This window comes from Halococcus sediminicola (assembly GCF_000755245.1).
Taxonomy (GTDB): Archaea; Halobacteriota; Halobacteria; order Halobacteriales; family Halococcaceae; genus Halococcus; species Halococcus sediminicola.
Genome location: NZ_BBMP01000022.1, coordinates 86,947 through 110,657, shown reverse-complemented (window position 1 = coordinate 110,657; position 23,711 = coordinate 86,947). Strand labels below are relative to the sequence as shown.

Here is a 23,711-nt window from a genome sequence, read left to right as displayed (position 1 = left end):
TCTCTTGCGTCGTGAACCCCATAATGGTTTCCATTCACCCGTAACGATTTTCGATGAGGGAAAATCATTTTCTCGTGTGCGAAAGCCACGTATGTCACTAGAAAACCCCGCTCGTGGACGCCGTCCGCCGTGCTCTGTCACGGGTCGCCCCGGAACGTGTGCTCCGCAACCCTTTTTCCCGACGGCACTGAGCCGGGCGTATGGACTCCTCCGGCGTGTCGGCGAGCGCTGCGCGGCTCGGCCAGCTCGCCACGCCGGACGGAAACGGAACGAACGACACGAACGGGACGAACAGCAGTATCCAGGAGGGGTCGAAAGAAGCCGTCCAGACCGCCAGCCGCCTCCTTCCCGAGTGGGTGCCGGAGTGGTGGGTGCGAACGGTACTGGCCATACTGGTGCTCGCGCTCGCGTGGTACGGCGGCAAACTGCTCGTCAGGCTGGTCGGTCGCCGCGTCGCCCGCCGCTTCCGCCGGCCGAGCGTCAGCCGGGCGGTGCTGCGCTCGATGCGCGTCGCAGTCATGTTCCTCGCGGTACTCACGGCGGCGGCGCTCGTCGGCGTCGGTCTCGACGACATCCTCCTGTCGGTGACGGTGCTCACGGCCGCGGCCGCCGTCGTGATCTCGCCCATCCTCGGCAGCATCATCAGTGGCCTGTTCGTCCTCTCGGACCAATCCTACGAGATCGGCGATATGATAGAGGTCGTCGACGCCGGCGACGGGACACGGGGTTTCGTCGAGGACATCACCTTCCAGTACACCAAGATATTCACGCTCGACAACACCTTTCTCGTGATCCCCAACGGCACGATCCGAGAGCGCGACGTCATCAACTACTCGGCCGAGGACCTCCGGACGCGGCTCACTCTCGACGTGTTGGTGCCCTACGAGTGCGACCTCGACGAGGCACGGGGCCTCATCGAGCGGGCCGCCCGCGAGGAGGACGTCGTCATCCGCGGCGGGCCCTCGATCCGTATCGGCAGCGCGCGCTATCCGGCCGCCCCGACCTGTTACATCGACGAATACGCCGACGACGGCGTATCGTTGCGGCTTCGCTACTGGGTGAAGGAACCCTACAAACTCCTCGCGGTGCGCTCGCGCGTCCAAGAACGTATCTGGGAGGCGTTCGCGGACGCCGACATCGGGTTTCCGTACCCCCATCGACACGTGGTCTTCGACGAGCCGAGCGACGCCGACGCCCCCGAGCGCCCGCGCTGACTCACTCGGTCGGCGAGGCGGTGACGACCCGACAGTCGAGCTGTTCGCGCAGGAAGTCCGCCACGTCCGGCTCGTCGATGATCCGGTGGACCATCCGCCGCCAGCGACTGGCCTGCTTGCGGCCGATGACGACGATGTCCGCGTCTTCGAGCGCGATCTCGTCGAGGATGGTCTCCTCGACGAGGAACCCGGGGCGGACGGCGTAGCGCGTGTTCGACAGCGGGCCGAAGGCGTCCTCGACGGCGTTTTTCAGCGCCGACTGCGTGACGCGCTGGCCCGACTGATAGAGATCGACGTGCAGCACGCTGAGCGCGGCGTCGTGTTCGTCGGCGACGTCGATCGCGGTTTCGAGGGTTCGTCGTGAGTGCTCGCTCAGTGGATACCGGACGGGCACGACGACCAGCGTCATTCCTCGAAGGCAAACGTCGAGGATGCCTGAACGTTTCCATTTCCCGCCGCACCCAGCAGCCACTTGCCCCTGGAGTACCCAGCCACGATATGGATGCGAGGACGGCCGACGGGCGAACCCTCTACGTCGACCACGAAGAGGCAGAGCGCGGCTCGAAAGGCCCGTTTTTCGTCGTCTATGCCGACGAGCGCGCCGAGCGGCGCTGGGGCTACTTCTGTGGCAACTGTCGGACCTTCGACAACGCGATGGACGCGATGGGACGCATCAAGTGCAACGACTGTGCGAACATCAAGAAGGCCGACGAGTGGGATGCCGCCCACGAATAGCGCCACGAATACGGCCGCGCATGAGAGGCACTCGGTTTCGTAACCGGCACGAACGTTTATTGTGAACGACCGAGTAACAGTCGGTACATGGGGACTGTTAGCACGACCCCGTCCGAGGAAGCACGGTCGATATTCGCCGAGCTCGGCTACACGGTATCGGGCAGCGGCTGTGAACTCAGAGCCGAGCGCAAGTGGCGCGTCGTCCGCGTCACGGCCGCCGACGAGGCGACCGAACTCCCCGATTCGGGCGAGCTTCGCTGTTTCGTCGCGTGGATGGATGCGGCCGAGGACCTCCGCGAGCGCCTGCTCGATGCCAAACCCGACTACGACTGGGCGGTCATCGGCGTCGACGGCTCCGAGGAGTACGAGGTGCTCCATCCCTCGGTCGGGCCGTCGCTGCTCGCCTAGAGCCGCTCCCGTGCCGCCGCGAGACCCGCGTCGGCGTCGATTTCCTCCCCTTCGAGCACGTTGCCGAGCGCCGCGAGTAGTGCGAGGACGTTCGCCGGGCGTGCCGAATGACCCATACAGCCGACCCGGAGCACTTCGCCCGAGAGGTCGCCCAGCCCGCCCGCGACCTCGATGTCGTAGCCGTCGAGCAATCCCTCGATGACCGCTCCATCGTCGACGCCCGCGGGTAGACGAACGGTGTTCAGACTCGGCAGCCAGCTCGTGCTCGCGAGATCGAGACCCATCGCCTCGACGCCCGCTCTGAGCGCGCCCGCGACGTGTTCGTGGCGCTCCCAGCGCGCCTCGATGCCCTCCTCGGCGGCGAGTCGGAGCGCCTCCCGCAGCGCGTAGACGTTCGTGATGGGCGCGGTGTGGTGGTAGGCACGCTCCTCGCCCCAGTAGTCGGCCAGTTTCGAGAGGTCGAGATACCACGACCGAACCGTCGCGTCGCGCTCCTCGATCTTCGCCATCGCCCGCTCGTTGAGTGTGAGCGGGCTCGCACCCGGCGGCGCGGAGAGACACTTCTGGGCGGCCGAGTACGCCACGTCGACGTCCCAGTCGTCCACTCGGAGTTCGACGCCGCCGAAGGTCGTCACCGCGTCGACGATGGTGAGTGCGTCGTTGTCGTGAGCGAGGTCGGTAAGTTCCGAGACGTCGGGCTGGAGCACGCCCGTACTCGTCTCGCCGTGGACGAACGCCAGCAGGTCGGGGTCGTGAGAATCGAAGGCCGCACGCACGTCGTCGACGTCGAGCGGTTCGCCCCACGGGGCGTCGACCGTCACGGTCTCGCCGCCCGCTCGCTCGACCATCGACGCCATCCGCCCGCCGAAGTAGCCGTTGCCGGGGACTAAGACTGTATCGTCCGGCTCGACGAGATTTCCGATGGCGGCCTCCATCGCGGCCGAACCGGTCCCGCTGATGGGAATCGTCCACTCGTTGTCCGTCCGGAAGGCGTACCGCAGGAGTTCTTGCACCTCGTCCATCAGGTCGACGAACGCGGGGTCGAGATGGCCCACCAGCGGTGTGGTCATCGCACGGCGAACGCGCGGGTGCACGTCGCTCGGCCCGGGACCCATCAGCGTTCGGTCGGGTGGCGTGAGTTCTCCTACCTCGGGGCGCTGCATACCGGGGGCGACTCGGTCTGTGTTGAAATGACGTTCGTTTCGTGACGGGACCCGGTGTGCGAGCGCACGCCACGAGCAGTTTATGTCCGATGGGCACGTCGTCACGCCCATGTTCGTCGGCCACGCACTGGGCGCGTTCGCGGTCGTCGCGGGTGGCGCGCGCCTCCTGGGACAGCCGCGCGGGCGCTCGCTGGCCCTCGGCGCGTCCGCGGGCGCGTTCGCCGCCGCTCCCGACGTCGACATCCTCTACGCCCCCGTGGGGTTGGCCGAGGCGGGCGGCGTCGCCGACGCGGCCGAGAGCTTCTGGTCGGCCGGCAACCTCGTCCACAGGGCAGTAACGCATTCGCTGGTCGTCGGCACCGTCGCGGCACTCGCCCTGTGGCTCTGGAGTCACGCGCGAAGCGAGAACTCGAACGGCGAACGTGCTGGCTCGCTGCTCGTCCTCGGCGGTCTCGTCGGCGTCGCCGGCGTCGTGAGCGGGCCGCTCGGCGCGCTCGTGATGGGCGCGTTCGCGCTCACGAGCCTCGCCATCGCCGAACTCGCCGCGCGCTACGGCGACCTCGGCCCCAAGGCAGTGTTCCTCACCGCGCTCTTCGGCCTGCTCAGCCATCCCTTCGGCGACCTGTTCACGGGCGAACCGCCCCAGTTCCTCTACCCGTTCGATGCACAGCTCGTGAGCGAGCGCCTCGTCTTCCTTACTGACCCGACGTTGCATCTCTTGGGCACGTTCTGGCTCGAACTCGGCACTATCTGGCTCGCGGCGCTCGTCTACTGCGAACTCACCGACCGCAGCCTCGCCAGCCACGTTCACGGGCGCGCGGCGCTCGGGGTCGCCTACGCGGCGGCCGCGCTCGCACTGCCCGCGCCGACGGTCGATTCGTCCTACGAGTTCGTCTTCAGTGTGCTCGCGGTCGGCGCGGTCGGGCCGGCCCCGTTCGTCCGTCACGCCCATCGGCCCCGCCGCGCGCTCGACGGGGAGCGCCTGCTGACGGCCGGACTCACCGGGTTGGCGGCCGTCTCGCTGGCGTCGGTCGCCTACGCCGTCGTCTATCTCGTTTTCTGAAGGGAGGGATGAAGTTCCCCGGCAAGAAAGGGGAGCTATGTCACGCGCGGACCTCGACCGACTCGTTGAAAGCGAACGGGCGAACGCCCTGCTCGCATGGACGTTCGTCGCGTTCGTCGCCGTCGTCGCGGTGGTGTCACTGCTCCGCGGCAATCTGCTTTGGGCCGTCTTCACCGCCGGCGTCGTCGCCCTCTCGGTAGTGCCGCCCATCGCCGTCCGGTCGCCACGGGCGATGGTGCCGTGGGAGGTGCTCGCCCTCGCCGCCCTCCCGACGCTCGCCCGCGCGTTCGCGCCGCCCGTCGCCGAGGTCGCCACGTATCTCGCGGTGGCAGCGCTCGCGCTCGTCGTCGCGGTCGAACTCCACCTCTTTACGAGCGTGGAGATGAGCTATCGCTTCGCCGTGGTCTTCGTCGTCATCACGACGATGGCGACCGCGGGCGCGTGGGCGGTCACGCGCTGGGTCGCCGACCTCTATCTCGGCACCGGCTTTCTGGCCTCCGAGGACCAACTGATGTGGGAGTTCGTCGCCTCGACGGTCGCCGGCGTCGGTGCCGGACTGTTCTTCGAGGGCTACGTCCGCCGACGGCTCCCCCCCGAACGCCTGCCGGAGGCGATCCGATGAGGATCCGCGACCGGCTCGGTCTCTCCGAACGCCGCCAGCGCCAGCTCACGTGGGCGATGGAGGTCGGTCTCGTCGGAATGTTCCTCGTCGGACTGTTCGAGGGCAACACGACGGTCATCGTCAACACGCTGCTCGCGCTCGCGGTGACGCGACTGCCCAGTGTCCTCGAACGCGATTACGGGATTCCGATGGACGCCGGCCTGACGCTGTGGATAACCAGTGCAGTGTTCCTCCACGCCTTCGGCGGCGTCGGCCTGCCGTGGACACCATTATCACCCTATCAATCGCTCTGGTGGTACGACCACCTCACACACGGCCTGTCGGCGTCGGTCGTCGCGGCCGTCGGCTACGCTGCGGCCCGCGCGCTCGACGTCCACAGCACGGACGTCACCTTTCCGTCGGAGTTCATGGTCGTGTTCATCTTCCTGTTCGTGCTCGCCTTCGGCGTGCTCTGGGAGGTCATCGAGTTCACCACCAGCGCCCTCTCGATGCTCGTGCTCGCCGAACCCGTCCTCACCCAGTACGGGCTCGAAGACACGATGCTGGATCTGATATTCGATACGGTCGGCGCGGCGGTCGTCGCCGTCTGGGGTGGTGCACGCCTGAGCGGCGTCGTCGATGCCCTCGCCGCGCGCCTCGACACTCGCGAGCGCGAGACCGGGTGAGCCATCCGTAGGGGGCAAGCGCAGTTTTATGTCCTCGCCGGTCGAAGCGCGTCCTGCGATGGTTTACAAGAAAATCACGATGATCGGTACGAGCGACGAGAGCTTCGAGGCGGCCGTCGACAACGCCGTCGACCGCGCCGAGGACACGCTCAACAACGTCAAATGGGCCACCGCCGAGAGCTTCGGCGTCGAACTCGCCGAGGTGGATGGCCGCGAATATCAGGCCGAAGTCGAGATCGCCTTCGAACTCGACTGATAGGACTTTTCAGGCGAGGCTCGCGCCGTCGAACTCGCCGCGGTCGTGGTCGATCTCCATGAGGTCGAGCAGCGTCGGCGCGATGTCGAAGAGGTCAGTGTCGTTTCCGATCGTGGCGTTCGTGTCGTCGACGAGCAGCGTCGCGTTGTCGAAGCTGTGCATGCCGTTGCGGGGACCGGTATCGAAGACCTCGTCGTGACCCCCAAAGCCCGCCTTCAGGTCGAAACCGTGGTTCGGGATCGCCACGAGGTCGGGGGCGATGTCGTCGTGCGCACCTCTGAAAGCGTCCTCTTTCTCGACGACGCGCTCGCAGACTTTCTTCCCATCCGGGCCTTCGAGCGTTTCGAGTGCCTTCTTCAACTCGGTGCGCTTGTCCTCGTAGTCCTCCTCGGGGACCGCGCCACGTGGCTCGCGCCCTTCGAGGTTGATATAAAAGCGCCCGGGGATGAAGGCGTAGGCCTCGGTGTCGTCCGAGATGTCCGCGAGGCTGTCGTGGTCGTCATCGCCGTACGAGAGCCAGCCCTCCTGTTCGAGCCACGTGTTGAAGTGAACTTCGTAGTCGAGGCTCGTGAAGCCGTGGTCGGAGGCGACGACCATCGTGACGTCCTCGGGAAGCATCTCACGCAGTTGACCGAGGTAGTCGTCGACCGTGCTGTAGAAGTCGAGGAATTCGTCCTTGTATTCGCCGTCCTCCTCGTAGTGTTTGAACAGGAAGTGGTTCACCCGATCGGTGGTCATGAACACGCCGAAGAAGAGGTCCCAGTCGTCCTGCTCGATGTACTGTGAGAAGCCCTCGAAGCGGCCGTCGAGGGTCGCGTGGGCGTCCTCGATGAACTCGGTCTTGTCGTCGTCGTGGCCGAGTTTCGCGTTGTTGTCGATGCGATACCCAGTGTCGTTGAGCGTGTTGCGCATCTCGTCGGGGTAGGCGGCCTCGTCGACGCCCGGCGAGAGGAAGCCAGACACCATCCGCTGGACGTCGCGCTGGGGCGGAAAGGTTACGGGGACGTTCATCACGGTGGCGTCGCGGCCTTCGTTCTCGACGCGGTCCCAGACGCGGGTCGCTTGCACGTCGCGGCCCATCGGAACGTAGGTCTCGTAGGAGCCGATCTCGCGGTCCTGAAAGCCGTACACACCGGTTTCGCCGGGATTCACGCCGGTCGTCAGCGAGGGCCAGCACGCGCTTGACTCCGGGGGCACGATCGAGTCGATCGGTCCCGCGCTCCCCTCCTCGGCGATCGCGGTGAGGTTTTCGAATACATCCGGATTGTCCTCGATGAGGCTATACGGAACCCCGTCGATGCCGAAGAAGGCAACACGAGGCGCGTCGTCGCCGGTGAGGCGGTCGAACAGTCCCATGAGTGGGCCAGTTCGGGCGCGCACAAAGAAGGTTCGTTTCGCTCGTCCTACTCGTGGTCGGCGAGCGGCCGTCCGCAGGCCGGACAGCGCACGACGTGGTGTTCGCGCTCGTCGTCGGCGCTGTCGGGGACCACCGTGGGATGATCCAGGGCGACCGTGGTTCGTTCCGCTGCCATCACACCCTCATTACCGCCCATGGACGCAAAAGACTACCCATAATTCCAACACATTCGGAGCGCGCGCCGGATAACTGTGAGATATATCTGGGTCTATGATCGGAAACTGGCGACGAACGAGAGTCGAGGCTACGAGTCCCTCGTGAGCGAACACGGCGTTCGGAAAGATGCGACCGACCGATTCAGCCGAACTGTTCGGCGTAGAGGTCCTGTGCGTGTTCGATGGCGTCGTAGGCGGCCTGTCGGTCCTCCCACCCCTGCGTCTCGACTTCTTTGCCCTTTTCGAGGTTCTTGTAGGTCTCGAAGAACTCGTCGATCTCGTCAAGTTGCTGTTGGGGAATGTCTTCGAGGTCTTCGATGTGGTCGAAGCGGGGGTCCTCGGTGGGGACGGCGATGACCTTGTCGTCCTGCTCGCCGTCGTCGTCCATCCGCATCAGTGCGACGGGACGGGCCTCGACGATGCAGCCCGGGAAGGTCGCGTCCTCGACGAGCACCATCACGTCGAAGGGGTCCTCGTCGTCGTAGTACGATTGGGGAATGAACCCGTAGTCATGGGGATAGTGGACGTTCGAATGGAGCACGCGGTCGAGGACGACGCCCGGAACGTCCTTGTCGTACTCGTACTTGTTGCGCTCGCCTTTGAGACACTCGACGACGGCATGGATCGTCTCGGGTGGGTTCGGGCCGGTTTCGAGGTCTTCCCAGAGGTTCGTCATCACCCCGCCGTCCGGAGAGGCGAGAAAAAACGTTTACCATCGGTGCTCGTCACCGACGCCGTCGGACTCGCGGACGACTTTCACGATCGATATCAGCCGGTTATGGCAGGTATTGCGGCCATCGCGGCCGATGGCCCGGTATGGTTGCGAAGCATTAAATATACGGGTGACATCTTTCTGGCTTGATGCCAGAGGCACAAGCGGTCCAAGAACGGGGTATCGCGCGAGACCTGACGGCTTTCCAACAGAATATCCTCGCGATCCTCTCCGACGAACCGATGTACGGGTTGGCCATCAAGCGCCAGCTCGAATCGTACTACGATTCGGAGGTCAACCACGGCCGGCTCTACCCGAACCTCGACGACCTCGTGGAGGCGGGGCTGGTCGAGAAGTCGGAACGCGACAAGCGCACCAACGATTACGCGCTCACCGACGACGGCTACGAGGCGGTCGTCGACAAGCTCGACTGGACGCTCGGGAAGTTCGTCACCGACGACGAGCGTGCCGAGACGGTCCGGGATCTCGTCGACAGCCAGCGATAGAACACCATCCGATTTTATTCGTCCGCAGCGTCGAGAGCGGCGGCTTCCTCGAAGACGAGCGAGAGCGAACGCTCGATGGCTGCGCGCTGTTCGTCGGTCGGCCATGCGTTGCGCACGAAATACTCAGTCCGGAATTCCTCTCGCTCCTCGTCGGTGGCCGACTCGACGGCGCGCGCGTAGTGGTTGCTCATGAAATCCGCGAAGGCCCGCGCGTTCGCGCCGTGGACTGCTCCACGAGCGGCGACGCGCTCGACGACCCTATCGTTGTGTCTCGCGATGGCCGCCCAGTCGTCGGGGTCGTCGGCTCCCGAAAGCGAGCGCTCGGCGGCACGACCCGTGTCCTCGACGCGCTCCACTTTGACCTCTCCATCCTCGATCCATTCGGCCGGATGGCAGACGAGCGTGTCGTCAGTCTCGCGGACTCGCGCCGTGAAACTGTAGTCGGCGAGGATTTCGTCACGCTGTTCGCGGTAGGCTTCGCGTTCGTCTTCGCTCGGTACCGAGCGCACGAGCCGCGTGAGCCGTTCGGCCTCGTCGGCGATCTCCTCGGGGAGGTCACTCATCGAAGGCCTCGTTCGCGCGGGCGTCGGCCCGCTCGTTCACTTCCCGCGGGACGTGCTCGATGGACCAGTCGTCGAACCGGTCGAGCAGTTCCCGCACCCGCACCCGGCGCTCGCGCAGCGCGGGATTGTTCGTCTTCCATGCACCACGGACCTGCTCGACGACGAGTTGAGAGTCGCCACGGACCGCGACCACGGAGAACCCGTAGTCGGCAGCGCATTCGAGCACTCGGACGAGCGCATCGTACTCGGCACGGTTGTTCGTCGTCTCGCCGACGCGCTCGCCACCCTCGGCGACGATCCCGCTACCGTCGACGATGACCCAGCCGATGGCCGCCGGGCCGGGGTTGCCCCGCGACGCGCCGTCGAAATAGCAGTGTGCGCGCCCGCCCTCCTCCCGGAGCACTCCTTCGAGGCGAGCCGGCTCCGCGCCCTGTATCACGACCTTTCCCTCGTAGGCGACGGCGGTCGCTTCTTCACTAACTGCCCGCCAGCGCTCGTGGTCGGTGTTGCCCGTCTCGACCGCGATTCCGGCGGCTTCGAGGCGCTCGCGGGCAGTCTCGACGTCACACTCGATGACCGGCATCGTCTCCACTCCTCACAGCGTTCGCATAGCGGTTGCGATACGGCTCGTCGGAAACCCTCTCGTTCGATCGGTCCGAGAGCGACTGTCACCCAGTCCAGCACGAATCCGACGAAAAACGACGATATACCCCCAAGAGTTTATACACTCTGAGGATACTACTATAAAAGTGCAATGACACGGTCCACTCGTCAGCGGGAGCGTCAGACCGAAACGGAGCAGGTGGACGACGAACGCGAGGGGGTGCGGCGCTGTCCCGAGTGTGAATCGGACAACCTCGTCAAGAGCGCCGACCGTGGCGAGCTGGTCTGTGAGGACTGCGGGCTGGTCGTCGAGGAGGAGAACATCGACCCTGGTCCCGAGTGGCGGGCGTTCAACCACGCCGAACGCCAGCAGAAATCCCGTGTGGGTGCGCCGACCACCCAGACGATGCACGACAAGGGTCTCACTACTACTATCGACTGGAAAGACAAGGACGCCTATGGGCGGTCGATCTCCTCGAAGAAACGCAGCCAGATGCACCGCCTCCGCAAGTGGCAGGAGCGCATCCGGACGAAGGACGCCGGCGAGCGCAACCTCCAGTTCGCTCTTTCCGAAATCGACCGGATGGCGAGCGCGCTGGGCGTCCCGCGCTCCGTTCGAGAAGTGGCCTCGGTCATCTATCGGCGCTCGCTCGCCGAGGACCTGATTCGGGGGCGCTCCATCGAGGGCGTCGCCACCTCGGCACTCTATGCGGCCTGTCGCAAGGAAGGCATTCCCCGCTCGCTGGAGGAGATTTCCGAAGTATCACGGGTCGAACGCAAGGAGATCGGCCGCACCTATCGCTACGTCTCCCAGGAACTCGCCCTCGAAATGCGCCCCGTCGACCCCAAGAAGTACGTTCCCCGCTTTTGCTCGGAACTCACCCTCTCGGAGGAGGTGCAGGCGAAGGCCAACGACATCATCGAGACGACCGCCGAGGAGGGCCTGCTCTCGGGGAAGTCCCCAACTGGATACGCCGCCGCCGCCATCTACGCCGCTTCTTTGCTCTGTAACGAGAAGAAGACCCAGCGCGAGGTCGCCGACGTCGCCCAAGTCACGGAAGTCACGATTCGAAATCGGTATCAAGAGCAGATCGAGGCGATGGGCATCCACGGCTGAGGTTTTTCGTCACCTAATTTTCACGTGGTCTACGTATCCGATTCGCTCGTTCGCCGACCGGTTGGAAAGCCAATGGTGAACTGGATTCCGGCGAAGACGGCAGCGAACCCGAGTGTAGCGACGCCGAACCCCTGGAATATCGTCGTGTAGGCCAGCCCCGCATCGAGCAGCGCGCCGACGACGACGCTGCCGAGCGCGCTGAGGAAGATGATGCCCGCGCTGAACACCGCGTAGGCGCTCGCGCGGTGGGCATCGGGCAGCGAGTCGAGCACGTAGGTGTCCATCGCCGGAAAGAGGCTGTGAATGGCCAGCCCGAGCGCGACGCTCACGGCGGCGAGTTGCAGGGTACCCGAAACTACTGTCAGCCCGAGCAGCGAGGCGGCGAAGGCGGTGATGATGGCGAGCACCAGCGGGACGTAGGGCAGGCGGTCGGCGAGGCGACCGGCGAGCGTGAAGGCGGGCACGCCGGCGGCGAAGACGACCGCGAGCAGTGTCCGGGCGGTGCCCTCCGAGACGGTCTTTTCGCTGACGAGGTAGGACACGTAGAAGTTGAACACCCCGTTCCACGCGAGGTCGGCAAAGCCCGCGAGGACGATGGCTCCGACCACGAGTTTCCACTGTTTGCGGACCGCGCCGAGGAAGTTCCGGCTCTCGCGTTCGCCGTCCGGCACAGTATTATTGCGGGCGATGAGGAAGAACGCGATCGTCGCGGCCGCGGCAGCCCCGCTCATCAGGACGAAGACCGTGCGCCACTCGCTCACGAACAGGACGGCGGTGACGAACAGCGGCGCGCCCGCCGCGGCGAGCTGGCTCGCGGTGCCGTGGACGCCGACGGCGGTGCCGATGCGACTCGGAAAGAGGTCGCTCAACAGCGGTTTGGCCGCGATGAAATACATCCCACTGGAGAGTCCCATCAGGAAGGCGCTCGCCCAGAGCACCGGGAGCGAGGTGGCGATTGCGGCGAGCAGCGGCGAGAGCGAAAGCGTCGTGCCGGCCGCGAGGATCACCCGATGGCGCGGGACGCGCGTGAGCAGGTAGCCCGTCGGCAGGCGCGGCGAGGCGCTGCCGAGCCACGCGAGCGTCGCCAGCAGGCCGACGCCTGTGGCCGACGCGCCGAAATCCGCCCGTACGGGTTCGAGCAGCGGCGCGAAGACCACCCGTGCGAGGTTCACCAGCAGCACCATCGAACACAGCGACCCGAACAGCCGTCGTCGTGACACTCCCCAATGCGATGTGTGGGGTCGGTTCAAATCTTTCGACTCTCACGGCCGCTAGCACCGATTCCGGCCGGTAGCGGAGGGTTCAAACCCTCGAGACCCCTTCTTCGAATGATGCGGCTCGACGAATACTTCGAGGAAATCGAGCGCGACGAGCGCGCCGAGCGCCGGCAGTTGGTTCAGGAGAAATCCTACGCCATCACCGACTACCTCGACGACGTCGAAACCAACTTCGAGCGACGAGTGTCGGACGACGCGCTGCTCGGCAGCACCTCGCCCACCATCTTCGTCGGTCGGTCGTCCTATCCGAACGTCTCGACGGGCGTCCTCTCGCCCGTGGGCCACGAGGAGCGCGCCGCCGACTTCGAAACTGGAGGACATTGGTACGACCGGGACTTCTCCATCGAGGACGTCTTTCAGCACCGCACGGGGCTGGTGAACACCGCGAAAACGACCAGTGTGAAAAACGTCGCCGAGGCGTGGACCGGCTTTGTGGGAACTCAACGCGAGGTCGCCATCGCCGACAGGCCCGTGGACGTCGAGATCGGTCTCGACAGTTCGCTGGACGTGGATTTCTCCGTGTCGGAGCGAGACATCTCCTCGCCGACCGGGCCGCGCGCCCGAGCAGAGAGCGCGACGCTGACCGAGAACCCGCACGTGCCGCGGCCAGTGAAGAAGACCCTCGAAGACGACGACTGGCGCGCCGAGGGCGCGATGAACTATCTCTACAACCGGGGCTTCGACGTCTACGACATCAACACCATCCTCTCGGCGGGTGCGCTCGGCGAGGGCGAGAACCGACGGCTCGTGCCCACACGTTGGTCGATCACCGCCGTCGACGACACGGTGGGGAAGTTTCTCAGGGGGCAGATCCGCAACGCGACGAGCGTCGACAAAACTGAACTGTTCTACAACGAGTATCTGGGGAACAAGTTCTGGATCCTGCTCGCACCCGGCCAGTGGGAGTTCGAGTTGGTGGAGTGCAAAGCGCCCGGCAGCGTCTGGAACCCCGACCCGGACAGGGGAATGTGGCTCGCCGCCGACCGCGAGGGCCACGAGGGCCGGACCGGGTACGTCGAGGAGACCGCCGGAGCCTACTACGCGGCCCGATTGGGCGTGCTCGAACACCTCGCGGCACGCGACCGACAGGCCTCGGTGCTCGTGATACGCCACGTGACGCCCGATTACTGGGGACCCACTGGAGTGTGGCAGGTCCGCGAAACGGTGCGGAACGCCTTCGACGGCGAATCGGGCGTAGCCGAATCGTTCGGGGACGCGCTCCGTCAGCTCGAACCCCAGCTTCCGGTCTCGCTCGCGCGCCTGCGCCGGAAGTCGTCGCTCGCGGCGGGCGTCCAGTCGAGTCTGTCGGCCTTCGGCGACTGAAGCCGGAATCCTTTCGCCCACGCCCGCATCATACTCGCTATGAGTGATACGGACACGGGTCGCCTGCGCGCGCTCGGCGTCGCGCTCGCCGTCGGCGTTCTCGGTCTCGTCGTCGCCGCCCTCCTCGGTGCCGCGGTCATCCTCCCGCTGGTTTTCGTCGGCATCGAACTCGGCGCACTGGCGCTCCTGGTCGTTGGACTGATTACCGGACAGGGCATCGCCTTCGGCGGCGTCGCGCTCCTGTACTTACGACTCAGGGGACTCGGATTCGCGTACATCGGTGCCCGACTCCCGTCGTTGCGGGACGCCATCGCGGCCGTGAGCGGCTATCTACTCGCGTTCGTCGGCCTGTTCGTCGGGACGGCGCTCGTCACACTCACGCAGGTCGAGACCGCCCAAAATCAGGTCGGCCAGCTCGCCATCGACAACCCCGAAGTCCTCCTGTTTTTGATTCCCGCTTCCTTCCTCCTCATCGGGCCCGGCGAGGAGCTGCTCTTCCGCGGTATCGTGCAGGGCCGACTCAGGGAGGCGTTCGGACCGGTTTCGGGGGTGGTGCTCGCAAGCGCTATCTTCGCCGCGATACACTTCACGGCACTCACCGGCGGCGTCGGCGGGCGGCTGGCGACCATCGGCGTGCTCTTCTTCCCGAGCCTCGTCTTCGGCGCGGCCTACGAGTTCACCGACAACCTCGTGGTTCCGGCGTTCATCCACGGCGCGTACAACGCGACGCTGTTCACGCTGCTCTATCTCTTCCTCCAAGCCGGCGGCATGCCAGCCGGGGCGGCCTGATTCACGCCCCTCAGAGCGGAATCGGCAGCCACCGCAGCCATCGTACCACTCGTTCGGGTGCGAGTAGCGGCGGGTGGAGCACGAGCCAATCGAGCAGCGTCAGCCCCAATCCATGGGCGACGACTGAGGGCAGAATCGACCGACTCTGATAGTCAACCGCGCCGAAGAGCACGTCGGTCGGTCCCGAAAGCAGCAGTTCGATCGGCGGTTTCCCCGCGTGCTGGAGCGCATAGACGACGGGACTGATGAACACGCTCTTGAAGCCGATCTCGCGCACGCCGACACAGAGCAACCCTCGAAAGTACGTCTCGGCGGCGAGCACGACCACGAACTGCCCGACGGCGTGGGGGAGAAACGACGATAGGGCGAGTCCGGTTCCCCACATCGGGTAGTATGCCCTGACGGTGGGCAGCGACGAACCGACGAGATAGAAGGGAAGGACGAAGAGCGCGAGCAAGAGGGTGTTCCGCAGCGCGCGCCGGTCGACGCGCCACCCGAGCCGCCGGCCGTACCGCGATGCGAGCACCGCCGGTCCGACGAGATAGAGCGCCCCGTCGCGGACGACGCGCGCCCGGAGACCGCTGCCCGCCCCGCCGCGTTCGAGCGCCATCCACGCGGCCGCGAGCACCGCTCCCCAGCCCAGCGCGAGCGCGACCCACCGCCGGCCCGACGGCTCGGCCACTACTCCTCGGTCGGTACGGGACCCGTCCCGACCACCTCGCGCACGCTCGCCTCGAACTCCTGGCGGCGCTCGAAGTACGGTTCGTCGACCTCGGCGAGCACGTCACTCAGGCTGGTCGGCCCGTCGGGCGTCCGGATCTCGACGTCGCCCACACGCCGTTCGAGTTCTGACCGCTCCATGCCCCACGTCAGCCGCGAGGTGACGCGCGCGAGCGGCACGCCCTCAACAGCCGCTCCCTCGCCCAGCTCGACGACTGGTCCCTCGTCTTCCTCGTCGGCTTCGTCATCGGCCATATGGACACCCCGTGGCGACCCGCTTTGGGTTTTACGAACCACTTTTTTACTCCTCGGGTGCGCTCGCCTGCGGCTCGCGTCGTTCGAAACGGCGGAGCCGTTTCGTGATGACGGGAGAGCTTTGCTCTCCCGAACCACACCGCTCGTCGCAAAAACCTGGACTAAAAACTCCCGCTCACTCCCTTCGGTCGTTCGCGGTGAACCCCACTCGCTGCGCTCGCGCGGATATAACCACTCACCGCAATCGCACAGCACCGCCGAAGCCCTCGGCGCGTTCCCTTCGGTCGTGGTGTTCGCTTCGCTCACACCGGTGCGCCTCGCCCTTCATCCGCCAGGAACCGCTACCGCACCGCCGCGGCCGCGCCGCGACCGCGGTCGCACGAGCCGAACGAGTTTTCGCCCGCTCGGGCCGATGGCGAGCATGAACTTCGATTCGTGCGTGCTCGCGGCGGCCACCGCCGACCTGCGTGACGAACCCGCCGCCCGCACCCACGCCGACGCCGTCGAGTTCCGCATGGACTTCACCGACGACCCGCTTGACGCGCTCGCGGCCTACGATGGAGACCTGCCCCTGATCGCGACCAACCGAACGGTCGACGAGGGCGGCGACGCGCCCGAAACCCCCGACCGGCTCGCCGCGCTCGAACGCGCTGCCGAATGTTCGACCGTGGAGGCGATCGACATCGAACTGGCGACCGTCGAGGACGAGAACTGGCTTGCCGAGCACGCCCGCGAGCACGACACGGCCTGCATCGTCTCGACACACGATTTCGAGGGGACACCCTCGCGCACCGCGATGGAGAAGACTCTGGAGCACGCGAGCGAGCACGGCACGGTCGCAAAACTCGCCGTCACGGCTCACACGCCCGCGGACGTCCTCGACCTGCTCGCGGCCACGCACACCCTCCACAGGGGCGGAGAACGGGTGGCGACGATGGCAATGGGCGCGGTTGGCGGCCACTCGCGGGCTATCGCGCCCCTCTACGGCTCACGGATCGCCTACGCGCCGCTCGACCCCGAGCGCGCGACCGCTCCCGGCCAGTACGACCTCGCCACGCTCGCCGACCTGCTCGACACGCTGGATTAATCGAGGCTCTCGGTGTGCTCGTCGGGCGCGCGCTCGCCCATCCGCGCCGCGACGCCGACGCCGAGCAGACTCACGAGCACCCCGGCGACCACGAACGCCACGAGCCGGGCATCGCCGCCGACGACGAATCCACGCACCGAGACGACGCCGAGACCCGTCGCCGGCATTCTCAATGGACCGATGACGCCGGCGCGTTCGAGGAAGTAGGCCCCGAATCCACGAATCACGAGACCGACCGCGACCACCACGAACGGAAGGTTGAGCGCGGCGTTGCCGACCCGGCCGCTGTGGAGCCACTCGTCGGCGACCCGGCCGGCGCTCGCGGTCAACGCCGCCGTCGCCAGCCACGGCACGCTGTCGAACAGGAAGGACATTACGGTGACGAGCGCGCTCGCCTCGCCGGCCAGCGGCGTGGCGCTGATCGCACCCGCCACGAGACCCACGAGCGCTAGCCCCGCGGCGATGACGCCCGTGACGACCGAGAGTCGTCCGGTGTAGAGTCCGTCGCGCACGCCGCCCGTCAGCGCCCCGAGCGCGTCGCCGACGCCCAACCCCTTGTAGAGCACGAACAGCCCGGTGACGCCGGCGACGGCGGCGAGTGCACTCCGCAGGCTCCGGGCGAACAGCACGAACATCGGGATCGCGAGCAGCGCGACGCCGATCGGTACCAACACCGTCTGCCGGAGGTCCTCGTCGGCGAGGAACTGCTTCAGCAGGTAGTACGTCGATTCGAGGTCGCGGGCCTGCCGGACGACGACCCGCGAGACGCCGTCGACGCGCACCCGGCTCTCGACGACGTGAACGACGCGTTCTTCGGTCGTGCTGTCGGTGACGACGACCGCCGACTCGATGGCGCGGTCGGCGAGCAGCCCCTCTAATTGGCGGGCGAGGTCGCGGTCGGCATCGACCGACTCGTCCACTCCGGAGACGACCGCCACCACCGGTTCCTCGCCCGCGTCTCGCAGTTCGCGAGCGAGGCGCAGCCCTTCGAGTAGACAGTTGACGCGGCTGCTCTCGGGGTCCGCGATACCGACGTCGGTGACCAGCGAGCGCACCGTCCGCTCGCCGACCACCGGTAGCTCCCCCGCGGCGTCGGCGACGATCTCGCCGCGGTCGATACAGACGACGAGCGTACTCACGCCTACTGTTCACGACCGCGCCATGAAAACACCCGCGATGGTGCCGGTTGGCGAACGTCTATGCCTCCGGCGGGCGTTTCTCGTTCGTGTCCCAAAGCGTAGATCCCGAGTTCGTCGACCGCACGCTGGCAATCGCCCGCGAGAACGTCGAAGACGGCGGCCGACCCTTCTCCTGTCTCGTCGTCCGCGATGGAGAAATCCTCGCCGAGAGCCCGAACCTCGTCGCCCAGACCAACAATCTCGTCGCCCACGCCGAGACGGTGGCCATCGAACAGGCCTGCAAGCGCGTCGGCAGCGAGGACCTCTCGGGCTGTGACGTCTACGTGATGGCCCATCCCTGCCCGATGTGTCTCGGCGCGCTCTACTACTGTAGCCCGGACAACGTCTTCTTCCTCACCCAGCGCGAGCGGTACGAAGAATACTACACGGATAGCCGAAAATACTTCGAGTTCGGCGAGTTCTACGACGAATATCAAAAAGACTGGGACGAGCGCAACCTCCCATTGATTCACGCCGACGAGGCCGACGACGAGGCTCTCTCGGTCTACGAGCACTGGCAGGAACTCAACGGATAATCGAGCGCTATCGCAGTTCGAGACCGAACTCCTCGTCCACGCCGAGCGAGTCCGCGACACCGGCCCCGAAGGCGTAGGCCACACCCTGTGACTGGCCCCTGATTCGCTCCATCAGGTTCTGCTTCGGCGTGAACTCCTCGATCTCGACGTCGTGGCCGAGCCGTTCGGCGATGCGCTCTTCGACGTCCTCGCGGGTGCCGAGTTCGTCGACCAGTCCGTTCTCGGCGGCGTCGGTCCCCAAGTAAACCCGCGCCTCGGTCTCTCGAACCGTCTCCTCGTCGAGACCGCGTCCCTCGGCGACCCGCTCGACGAACGTCTCGTAGTAGTCGTCGACGATTCCCTGGAGGTATTCTTGATCATCTTCGTCGGGTTCTTTCAGCGGGTAGCCCGCGTCCTTGTACTCGCCGGCGTTGAGCGGCTGGTAGTCGAGTCCCAGTTTGTCCGCGAGTCCCTTCGCGTTGACCGACGAGCCACGAACTCCGATCGAGCCGACGATGCTCGCCTCGCGTGCCCAGAGTTCGTCACAGCCGCTGGCGATCCAGTACCCGCCGCTCGCACAGGTGTCGGTCGCGTAGGCGATCGTGGGGCCGTCGAAGCGCTCGGCGGCCAGCCGGATGTCTTCACTGGGGAGAACCTCCCCGCCGGGCGTGTTGAGTTTCACCACTAAGGCTTCGGCGTTCGGGTCCTCGTCGGCGCGCTCGATCTGGTCGACGATCTTGTCGGCCGGAATCGAGCGCCGCCGGTTGCCCGGCAGGCGGCTTCCCTCGCGCGTGATGGGGCCCTCGACGGCGACCTCGACGGTATTGTACCCGTTCTCGGCTCGTGCGCGCAGCCGTTTGATCGTCCCCCAGACGCCGGCCCCGGCGCTCGCGCCGACGGCCGCGCTCATGAATGCGGTTCGTGATTCGATGGGCATGGCTACTCACGGGGCGGGCGGCGGATGAATGGTTCGCTCGCGGCAGTCGGCTTCGGGTTCGGTGGTGTTAGAGCTTGCCCGCTTTCTGCAACTTCATCAGGTCCTCGGTATCGAGGGTCTCGCCCTGTTTGAACTGCTCGTAGATCTCCTCGGCTTCGGCTTCTGCTTCCTCGCGGCGCTGGTCACGTGCGGATTTGCGCTCCTGCTCTTCCTCTTTGTCCATCTCGCGCAGGCGCTTTTGCACCTCGACGAAGTCCTCGTGGTGGCGGTCGGCGGCCTCCTGGGCGTCGACGAACTTCTCGTGCCACTCGTCGGCCTCGTCGCGGACGTCGTCGGCCTCGCGGTAGGCCTCGATCATGTTGTTGTGGTGCTCTTGGGCCTCGTCGGCGAGTTCGGTCACCTTCTCGTGGTGCTCGGAGGCTTCGGCGCGGATCTCCTCGGCTTCGGCCTTGACTTCTTCGAGCCCGTCGGTGTCGTCGAGCGCCTCCTTTCGCTCGCGGTACTGTTCGCGCTTGTTCTCGATCTTCTCGATGAGTTCGCGCTCGTCCTCCGTCGAGAGCACCTCGGTCTGCTGGCGGAACTCGAGTTTCTCGATTTCCTCTTCGAGTTCGTCGAGGTCCTTGCCCTCGTCGAGTTCGAGGTCGCCTTTCAGTTCGTCGACCTCGTCGAACAGCTCGTTGGCCTCGGCGTTGAGTTCGTTGCGCTGCTGTTTGTGTTCCTGTACCTTCTCGTTGAGTTCGTCGCGTTTCTCGCGGTGTTCCTGGGCGAGATCGACTTGCTCTCGAGTCTTCGCGTTGAGGTCGTCGCGTTTCGATGCGCGCTCCGAGGCCTGTTGGTTCAGTTCGTTGCGCCGGTCACGGAGTTTGCCGGCGAGTTTGATCAACTGTCCTTTCGAGTCGCTTTCGAGGTCGTCGTCGGTGAGTTCGACGTTCGCTGATTGGTCGATTGTGCTCATAGTTCTGTTGCGATCCCAGCCGCGCCAGCGCGTGGTCGCCACTCCCGGTCGGTCGCTGTCGGTCCTGAGGAGTGGTCCGTATCATTCTGTGTGCGATACCACGGTGGACGCCGGCGGCGTTCTGGCATGTACTGATACTGCCAGAATCGATTTAAACGTTGTGGTCGTGTGAGGGGTTGACTGCCGATACGGCCATCAGCGCTCGTACTCGTTCGTCGCCCGTCGCTCGTCGGTCGAAAGTATCAGTTCGATCCGTTCGGCATCACCCGGCCAGTCGATCCCGTCGACCACCGTCCGTGAGAGCGGGTCGACGGCGACCGACAGCGTTGCGCTCTCCGTACTGGTCGTCCAATCGAGGTCGCCGGCGACCGGTTCGGGCGTGTCGTTGACGACGACGACCCGTGGCTCCGCGGCCGTGGGGTCGTCGAGAAATATTCCTACTGGCGCGAACGCCGTCTCGACGGCGTCGCCGACCGCTCCCGGCGGGCCGAAGGCCGTAACGATCGATTCGTTCGACAGCCGCAGTGCCTCGATCGCCCGTTCGGCGCGAGCGGTCGCCGCGTCATCGGTCCCCGGAACCACGTAGCGCGTCCGCGCGCCGTTCGCCGAGCAGCCGTCGAGCACCCACGCCGTCCCGACCTCCACCGTGTCGCCATCGAGACCCGGCGTCGAAATCGTGGGGACGTCCCCCGGAAGCGCCGCCGCGGCCGCCGTCGCCGTGGCCCCACCCCCATTACCCGTCGAGCGGAGCACGCGCCACTCGTCTTCGTCGGTCGTGACGTCGAACCCATGCGAGTCGTCGTGAACCCCGAAGGCGGCGAGGCTCGGTCGACGACCGACCGCGCCGGCGAGCGTGCGCGCGACCAGTCGGGCGCGTTCGGCGTCGAGCGCGCCCGGACTCATCGGGACGTCCTGCATGAGGAGCACGCCCGCCGCGCCGGCGGCTTCGTAGCACGATTTCGGGGGCACGTGGCCGTACGGGCGAACGAGAGTGGCGTTCGCCTCGACCGCCCGCTCGATGGGGTCGGGGTCGGTTTCGCGCTCATCGGGCAGCACGACGAGACCACGAACCGGGACGCGAGTCCCGTTGACCGACAGCCCCTCGGCATTGTACTCGACCGTGCGAAAGCCGGTCGTCGCCGTTCGTTCGTGCTCGCCGAGGGCCGCCCGGACGACGTACCGGTTCTGGGGACCGAACCCGCGCGGCCACCACCGCTCGGGGTCGCGCACGGAGAGTCGGCCCTGTACCGTGACGCGCTCGCCCGCCGCCGCACTCACGCCCACCTGACTCAGCGCGCTCGCACCCGCCGACCCCGCCGGACCGAGCGAGAGCCGTACGCGACCGTCGATATCGGTGCCGGCATCGATGGTCACGATGGCGTTGACGCCCGCCTCGTCGCCACTTTCGTCGGTGCCGATCGTGAGGTCGGTGATGACGGTCTCGGGGACGCCCTCGACGCGAGCGCTCCATCGGATGCCGGGTACGCTCCGGGATTCGGGGATCAACCCGGTTTCGAAGACACCGCCGAAACGGTCCTCGGGCGCGCGACACTCGACGAGGAGTTCGTTTTCGTCTTGGGGGTCGAACACCGTTCGAAAGGGCGTGAAATAGGTGTCGTGACTCCCGACGAACGCGCCGTTCAGCCAGATACGTGCGTGGGCGTAGAGTCCGCGGAGGGTGAGCAGCACGCGCCCGTCGCCGCCGTCGCGCGGGTCAGCGAATCGCGTGCGGTAGGCGACGGCGCGTTCGCCCGCAAATCCCTCTGGGCTGACGGGATCTTCGATGGACTGCCAGCCGTCGGCTTCGGGCGGGCCGTCGCCGGGGGTGACCGCCGCGGCCGTCCACTCGCACAGCTCCATGCCTGTAGGGTGTGCGCCGCGGTCATAGCCCTTCTGTCCCCATCGCGTGTTCCGGCCGGCTTCACTTTCGCTCCGGGGATGGCTCCGGTTCATCCCTGTTGCGGGCGTCGTTCGGCCGTGTTCGACGAACTCACGCCTACGTGTGAAGCGACCGACTGCGACCACGAACTCGCCGCTCCGGCGCTCGTCTTTCGGGACAGGTACGGTGAACGTCGTGCCTACGAGTGTGCCTGCGGCGCGATCACGGTGACGGTCGCAAAGACACACGCCTAAATGCCGCCCCGGCCGAGGGCGGTCATGGAAGAGGTCGTCCGTGCGCGCGGTCACGAGAACGTCAGCGCGCGCCACGCGAGCACGCTCGAACTCACGAGCGACGACTACCTGACGCCCGCGGGCGACTGCATTCTGGCCGTCGAGGCCGATCGTACGCCCGCCGACTTCGATCCGGGATTCGTCGCTGCCTGTCGCGACGCCGACGCGACCATTACCCTGACACTCGACGCCGGCGACCAGACCGAACTCGTCACCGGTCGCGGCCACCCGGACCTCGCCTTCGAGAACGCGCGCAGTCTCGTCTGCCGGACGAGCGAGTACGTCGACGATCGGACCGTGATGGTCGGGACCGACAAGGCCGCCGCCGATCTCGACAGGGCGTTCGTCGATGCGCTCGCAGAGGAGGCTGAACTCACGGGAATCCTTCGGGTCGAATAGCGTTTTGTGGCCGGCGCTCTAGCATTGCTCATGAGCGATGACGAACCGGCCGAGAACATCAGCGGCGGTTCAGCGGGCGGCGGTCTCGCAGCCGAATTCGACGAGCACGAGGCCGAAACCCGCGCCGAGGCCGTCGTGGACCGTCTCGGGGAACGCTACTGGCAGAAGGCGTATGGGGGTCAGGACGCCTTCGAGTGTCTCGTGCGGACGATCTTGAGCCAGAACACCTCCGACAAAGCGAGCCAACCGGCTCACGACGCGCTGATGGACCGCTACGGCGACGGCACGGACCTCGCGGTCGCGCTCGCCGACGCCGAACAGTCCGCACTCGCCGAAACCATCGAATCGGCGGGTCTCTATAACCAGAAATCGAAGACGATGATCGCCATCGCCGAGCGCGTCGTCGACGAGTACGGGAGCGTCGACGCGTCCGGTGAGGACGCGTCGGACAGCGAGACGGAGTCTCGCCCGGCCGAGGAGTTCGACGCGTTCGTCACCGAAGAGGACCCCGCGACGGTGCGCGAGACGCTGCTCGATTTCTCGGGGGTGGGTCCCAAGACGGCCGACTGCGTACTGCTCTTTTCCGGCGGGCGCGCGGGCGTCTTTCCGGTCGATACCCACGTCCACCGCATCTACCGCCGGCTCGGTATCGCCGCACCTGATGCGGACCACGAGGGGGTTCGAGAGGTGCTCGAAGCGCAGGTTCCGGCCGAGAAGTGTGGCTTCGGCCACACGGCGAGCATCCAGTTCGGGCGCGAATACTGCACCGCGCGCAAGCCGGCGTGTCTCGACGATCCCGAGGCATGTCCGATGGCCGATTTATGTGAGCAGGTGGGTGTCTATCCCGCGACTGGAGAGGTGACCGATCCGGCCGAAGCGGACTGAGGGCGACGAGCAGGTCGGGT

At 66.2% G+C, this 23,711-nt stretch carries 30 protein-coding genes; 16 read left to right on the top strand and 14 right to left on the bottom strand.

Going from position 1 to position 23,711, the window contains the following annotated elements; translation table 11 throughout:
- The first annotated feature begins 200 nt into the window (after positions 1-200).
- Positions 201-1,214 carry a mechanosensitive ion channel family protein gene (locus ACP97_RS09660; protein WP_049997624.1) on the top strand — a complete coding sequence of 338 codons (1,014 nt, stop codon included), beginning with the start codon at positions 201-203 and terminating at the stop codon, positions 1,212-1,214.
- Between the two features lies 1 nt (position 1,215).
- Here ACP97_RS09660 and ACP97_RS09655 read toward each other — a convergent pair whose 3' ends face one another.
- Complete coding sequence (locus ACP97_RS09655; RefSeq protein WP_049997623.1) at positions 1,216-1,623, bottom strand: universal stress protein; 408 nt, start codon at positions 1,621-1,623, stop codon at positions 1,216-1,218.
- 89 nt (positions 1,624-1,712) lie between these two features.
- On the opposite strand from ACP97_RS09655, the gene ACP97_RS09650 reads away from it, so the two are divergent.
- Positions 1,713-1,949, top strand: coding sequence for a DUF5816 domain-containing protein (locus tag ACP97_RS09650; protein WP_049997622.1), 237 nt, complete (start codon positions 1,713-1,715; stop codon positions 1,947-1,949).
- An 87-nt stretch (positions 1,950-2,036) separates the two neighbouring features.
- The gene (locus ACP97_RS09645) at positions 2,037-2,357 is read left to right on the top strand and encodes a DUF7116 family protein (RefSeq protein WP_049997621.1); all 321 of its coding nucleotides are present in this window, start codon (positions 2,037-2,039) and stop codon (positions 2,355-2,357) included.
- On the opposite strand, the gene ACP97_RS09640 is transcribed toward ACP97_RS09645, so the two are convergent.
- Positions 2,354-3,520, bottom strand: coding sequence for a pyridoxal-phosphate-dependent aminotransferase family protein (locus ACP97_RS09640; protein WP_049997620.1), 1,167 nt, complete (start codon positions 3,518-3,520; stop codon positions 2,354-2,356). The genes ACP97_RS09645 and ACP97_RS09640 overlap by 4 nt on opposite strands.
- Positions 3,521-3,629: 109 nt before the next feature.
- Between ACP97_RS09640 and ACP97_RS09635 the strand changes: the two genes are divergently transcribed.
- From ACP97_RS09635 to ACP97_RS09620, 4 genes are read left to right on the top strand one after another with little or no spacing between them, the layout of a single operon-like run.
- The gene (locus tag ACP97_RS09635; protein ID WP_049997619.1) at positions 3,630-4,583 is read left to right on the top strand and encodes a metal-dependent hydrolase; all 954 of its coding nucleotides are present in this window, start codon (positions 3,630-3,632) and stop codon (positions 4,581-4,583) included.
- Positions 4,584-4,620: 37 nt separating this feature from the next.
- Positions 4,621-5,205 (top strand): hypothetical protein, encoded by a 585-nt coding sequence (locus tag ACP97_RS09630; RefSeq protein ID WP_049997618.1) that lies wholly within the window; start codon positions 4,621-4,623, stop codon positions 5,203-5,205.
- The gene (locus ACP97_RS09625; RefSeq protein WP_049997617.1) at positions 5,202-5,870 is read left to right on the top strand and encodes a hypothetical protein; all 669 of its coding nucleotides are present in this window, start codon (positions 5,202-5,204) and stop codon (positions 5,868-5,870) included. Before ACP97_RS09630 ends, ACP97_RS09625 begins: the two co-directional genes overlap by 4 nt.
- A gap of 58 nt (positions 5,871-5,928) precedes the next feature.
- Positions 5,929-6,126 (top strand): dodecin, encoded by a 198-nt coding sequence (locus ACP97_RS09620; protein ID WP_049997616.1) that lies wholly within the window; start codon positions 5,929-5,931, stop codon positions 6,124-6,126.
- Between the two features lie 9 nt (positions 6,127-6,135).
- Here the strand turns inward: ACP97_RS09620 and ACP97_RS09615 are convergent, their stop codons facing one another.
- The 3 genes from ACP97_RS09615 to ACP97_RS09610 form a co-directional block, all read right to left on the bottom strand.
- Positions 6,136-7,482: an alkaline phosphatase family protein gene (locus tag ACP97_RS09615; RefSeq protein ID WP_049997615.1), complete on the bottom strand. Its 1,347-nt coding sequence runs from the start codon at positions 7,480-7,482 to the stop codon at positions 6,136-6,138.
- Between the two features lie 47 nt (positions 7,483-7,529).
- Complete coding sequence (locus ACP97_RS21040; protein ID WP_272913445.1) at positions 7,530-7,658, bottom strand: hypothetical protein; 129 nt, start codon at positions 7,656-7,658, stop codon at positions 7,530-7,532.
- Between the two features lie 182 nt (positions 7,659-7,840).
- Complete coding sequence (locus tag ACP97_RS09610; protein ID WP_049997614.1) at positions 7,841-8,374, bottom strand: inorganic diphosphatase; 534 nt, start codon at positions 8,372-8,374, stop codon at positions 7,841-7,843.
- A gap of 185 nt (positions 8,375-8,559) precedes the next feature.
- Here ACP97_RS09610 and ACP97_RS09605 point away from each other — a divergent pair, with 185 nt between their 5' ends.
- The gene (locus ACP97_RS09605; protein WP_049997613.1) at positions 8,560-8,916 is read left to right on the top strand and encodes a PadR family transcriptional regulator; all 357 of its coding nucleotides are present in this window, start codon (positions 8,560-8,562) and stop codon (positions 8,914-8,916) included.
- Between the two features lie 14 nt (positions 8,917-8,930).
- Here the strand turns inward: ACP97_RS09605 and ACP97_RS09600 are convergent, their stop codons facing one another.
- Together ACP97_RS09600 and rnhA are read right to left on the bottom strand one after the other, a co-directional pair.
- Entirely contained in the window at positions 8,931-9,479 is a 549-nt protein-coding gene (locus tag ACP97_RS09600) for a DUF7108 family protein (RefSeq protein ID WP_049997612.1), read from the bottom strand.
- The gene (gene rnhA, locus ACP97_RS09595; RefSeq protein ID WP_049998467.1) at positions 9,472-10,062 is read right to left on the bottom strand and encodes a ribonuclease HI; all 591 of its coding nucleotides are present in this window, start codon (positions 10,060-10,062) and stop codon (positions 9,472-9,474) included. The genes ACP97_RS09600 and rnhA overlap by 8 nt, the downstream gene beginning before the upstream one ends.
- A gap of 171 nt (positions 10,063-10,233) precedes the next feature.
- On the opposite strand from rnhA, the gene ACP97_RS09590 reads away from it, so the two are divergent.
- Entirely contained in the window at positions 10,234-11,199 is a 966-nt protein-coding gene (locus tag ACP97_RS09590) for a transcription initiation factor IIB (protein ID WP_049997611.1), read from the top strand.
- Between the two features lie 29 nt (positions 11,200-11,228).
- Here ACP97_RS09590 and ACP97_RS09585 read toward each other — a convergent pair whose 3' ends face one another.
- Positions 11,229-12,383, bottom strand: coding sequence for an MFS transporter (locus ACP97_RS09585; RefSeq protein ID WP_049998466.1), 1,155 nt, complete (start codon positions 12,381-12,383; stop codon positions 11,229-11,231).
- Positions 12,384-12,530: 147 nt separating this feature from the next.
- On the opposite strand from ACP97_RS09585, the gene nreA reads away from it, so the two are divergent.
- Both nreA and ACP97_RS09575 read left to right on the top strand, forming a co-directional pair.
- A complete protein-coding gene (gene nreA, locus ACP97_RS09580) occupies positions 12,531-13,799 on the top strand; it encodes a DNA repair protein NreA (protein ID WP_049997610.1) in 1,269 nt (422 codons plus the stop codon).
- 39 nt (positions 13,800-13,838) lie between these two features.
- On the top strand, positions 13,839-14,588 hold the full coding sequence (locus ACP97_RS09575) for a CPBP family intramembrane glutamic endopeptidase (RefSeq protein ID WP_049997609.1): 750 nt from the start codon (positions 13,839-13,841) through the stop codon (positions 14,586-14,588).
- A gap of 10 nt (positions 14,589-14,598) precedes the next feature.
- On the opposite strand, the gene ACP97_RS09570 is transcribed toward ACP97_RS09575, so the two are convergent.
- Both ACP97_RS09570 and ACP97_RS09565 read right to left on the bottom strand, forming a co-directional pair.
- The gene (locus ACP97_RS09570; protein ID WP_079977634.1) at positions 14,599-15,198 is read right to left on the bottom strand and encodes a CPBP family glutamic-type intramembrane protease; all 600 of its coding nucleotides are present in this window, start codon (positions 15,196-15,198) and stop codon (positions 14,599-14,601) included.
- Between the two features lie 71 nt (positions 15,199-15,269).
- Entirely contained in the window at positions 15,270-15,563 is a 294-nt protein-coding gene (locus tag ACP97_RS09565; RefSeq protein WP_049997607.1) for a DUF5789 family protein, read from the bottom strand.
- 421 nt (positions 15,564-15,984) lie between these two features.
- Here ACP97_RS09565 and ACP97_RS09560 point away from each other — a divergent pair, with 421 nt between their 5' ends.
- Complete coding sequence (locus ACP97_RS09560; protein ID WP_079977607.1) at positions 15,985-16,650, top strand: type I 3-dehydroquinate dehydratase; 666 nt, start codon at positions 15,985-15,987, stop codon at positions 16,648-16,650.
- Here the strand turns inward: ACP97_RS09560 and ACP97_RS09555 are convergent.
- Positions 16,647-17,789, bottom strand: coding sequence for a DUF373 family protein (locus ACP97_RS09555; RefSeq protein WP_049997605.1), 1,143 nt, complete (start codon positions 17,787-17,789; stop codon positions 16,647-16,649). The genes ACP97_RS09560 and ACP97_RS09555 overlap by 4 nt on opposite strands.
- Before the next feature lie 86 nt (positions 17,790-17,875).
- On the opposite strand from ACP97_RS09555, the gene ACP97_RS20805 reads away from it, so the two are divergent.
- Complete coding sequence (locus tag ACP97_RS20805) at positions 17,876-18,364, top strand: nucleoside deaminase (protein WP_049998465.1); 489 nt, start codon at positions 17,876-17,878, stop codon at positions 18,362-18,364.
- A 7-nt stretch (positions 18,365-18,371) separates the two neighbouring features.
- On the opposite strand, the gene sppA is transcribed toward ACP97_RS20805, so the two are convergent.
- The 3 genes from sppA to ACP97_RS09535 form a co-directional block, all read right to left on the bottom strand.
- Entirely contained in the window at positions 18,372-19,280 is a 909-nt protein-coding gene (gene sppA / locus ACP97_RS09545) for a signal peptide peptidase SppA (protein ID WP_049997604.1), read from the bottom strand.
- A gap of 67 nt (positions 19,281-19,347) precedes the next feature.
- Positions 19,348-20,235: a coiled-coil protein gene (locus ACP97_RS09540; RefSeq protein WP_049997603.1), complete on the bottom strand. Its 888-nt coding sequence runs from the start codon at positions 20,233-20,235 to the stop codon at positions 19,348-19,350.
- A 195-nt stretch (positions 20,236-20,430) separates the two neighbouring features.
- The gene (locus ACP97_RS09535; protein ID WP_049997602.1) at positions 20,431-22,095 is read right to left on the bottom strand and encodes a glycoside hydrolase family 2; all 1,665 of its coding nucleotides are present in this window, start codon (positions 22,093-22,095) and stop codon (positions 20,431-20,433) included.
- Between the two features lie 117 nt (positions 22,096-22,212).
- On the opposite strand from ACP97_RS09535, the gene ACP97_RS20425 reads away from it, so the two are divergent.
- Genes ACP97_RS20425 through ACP97_RS09525 form a run of 3 tightly spaced genes read left to right on the top strand, consistent with a single transcriptional unit; the run spans position 22,213 to position 23,691 of the window.
- Entirely contained in the window at positions 22,213-22,368 is a 156-nt protein-coding gene (locus ACP97_RS20425) for a hypothetical protein (RefSeq protein ID WP_202593594.1), read from the top strand.
- A gap of 24 nt (positions 22,369-22,392) precedes the next feature.
- Positions 22,393-22,806 carry a DUF371 domain-containing protein gene (locus tag ACP97_RS09530; RefSeq protein WP_049998464.1) on the top strand — a complete coding sequence of 138 codons (414 nt, stop codon included), beginning with the start codon at positions 22,393-22,395 and terminating at the stop codon, positions 22,804-22,806.
- Between the two features lie 30 nt (positions 22,807-22,836).
- The gene (locus ACP97_RS09525) at positions 22,837-23,691 is read left to right on the top strand and encodes an endonuclease III domain-containing protein (RefSeq protein ID WP_049997601.1); all 855 of its coding nucleotides are present in this window, start codon (positions 22,837-22,839) and stop codon (positions 23,689-23,691) included.
- The last annotated feature ends 20 nt before the right edge of the window (positions 23,692-23,711 follow it).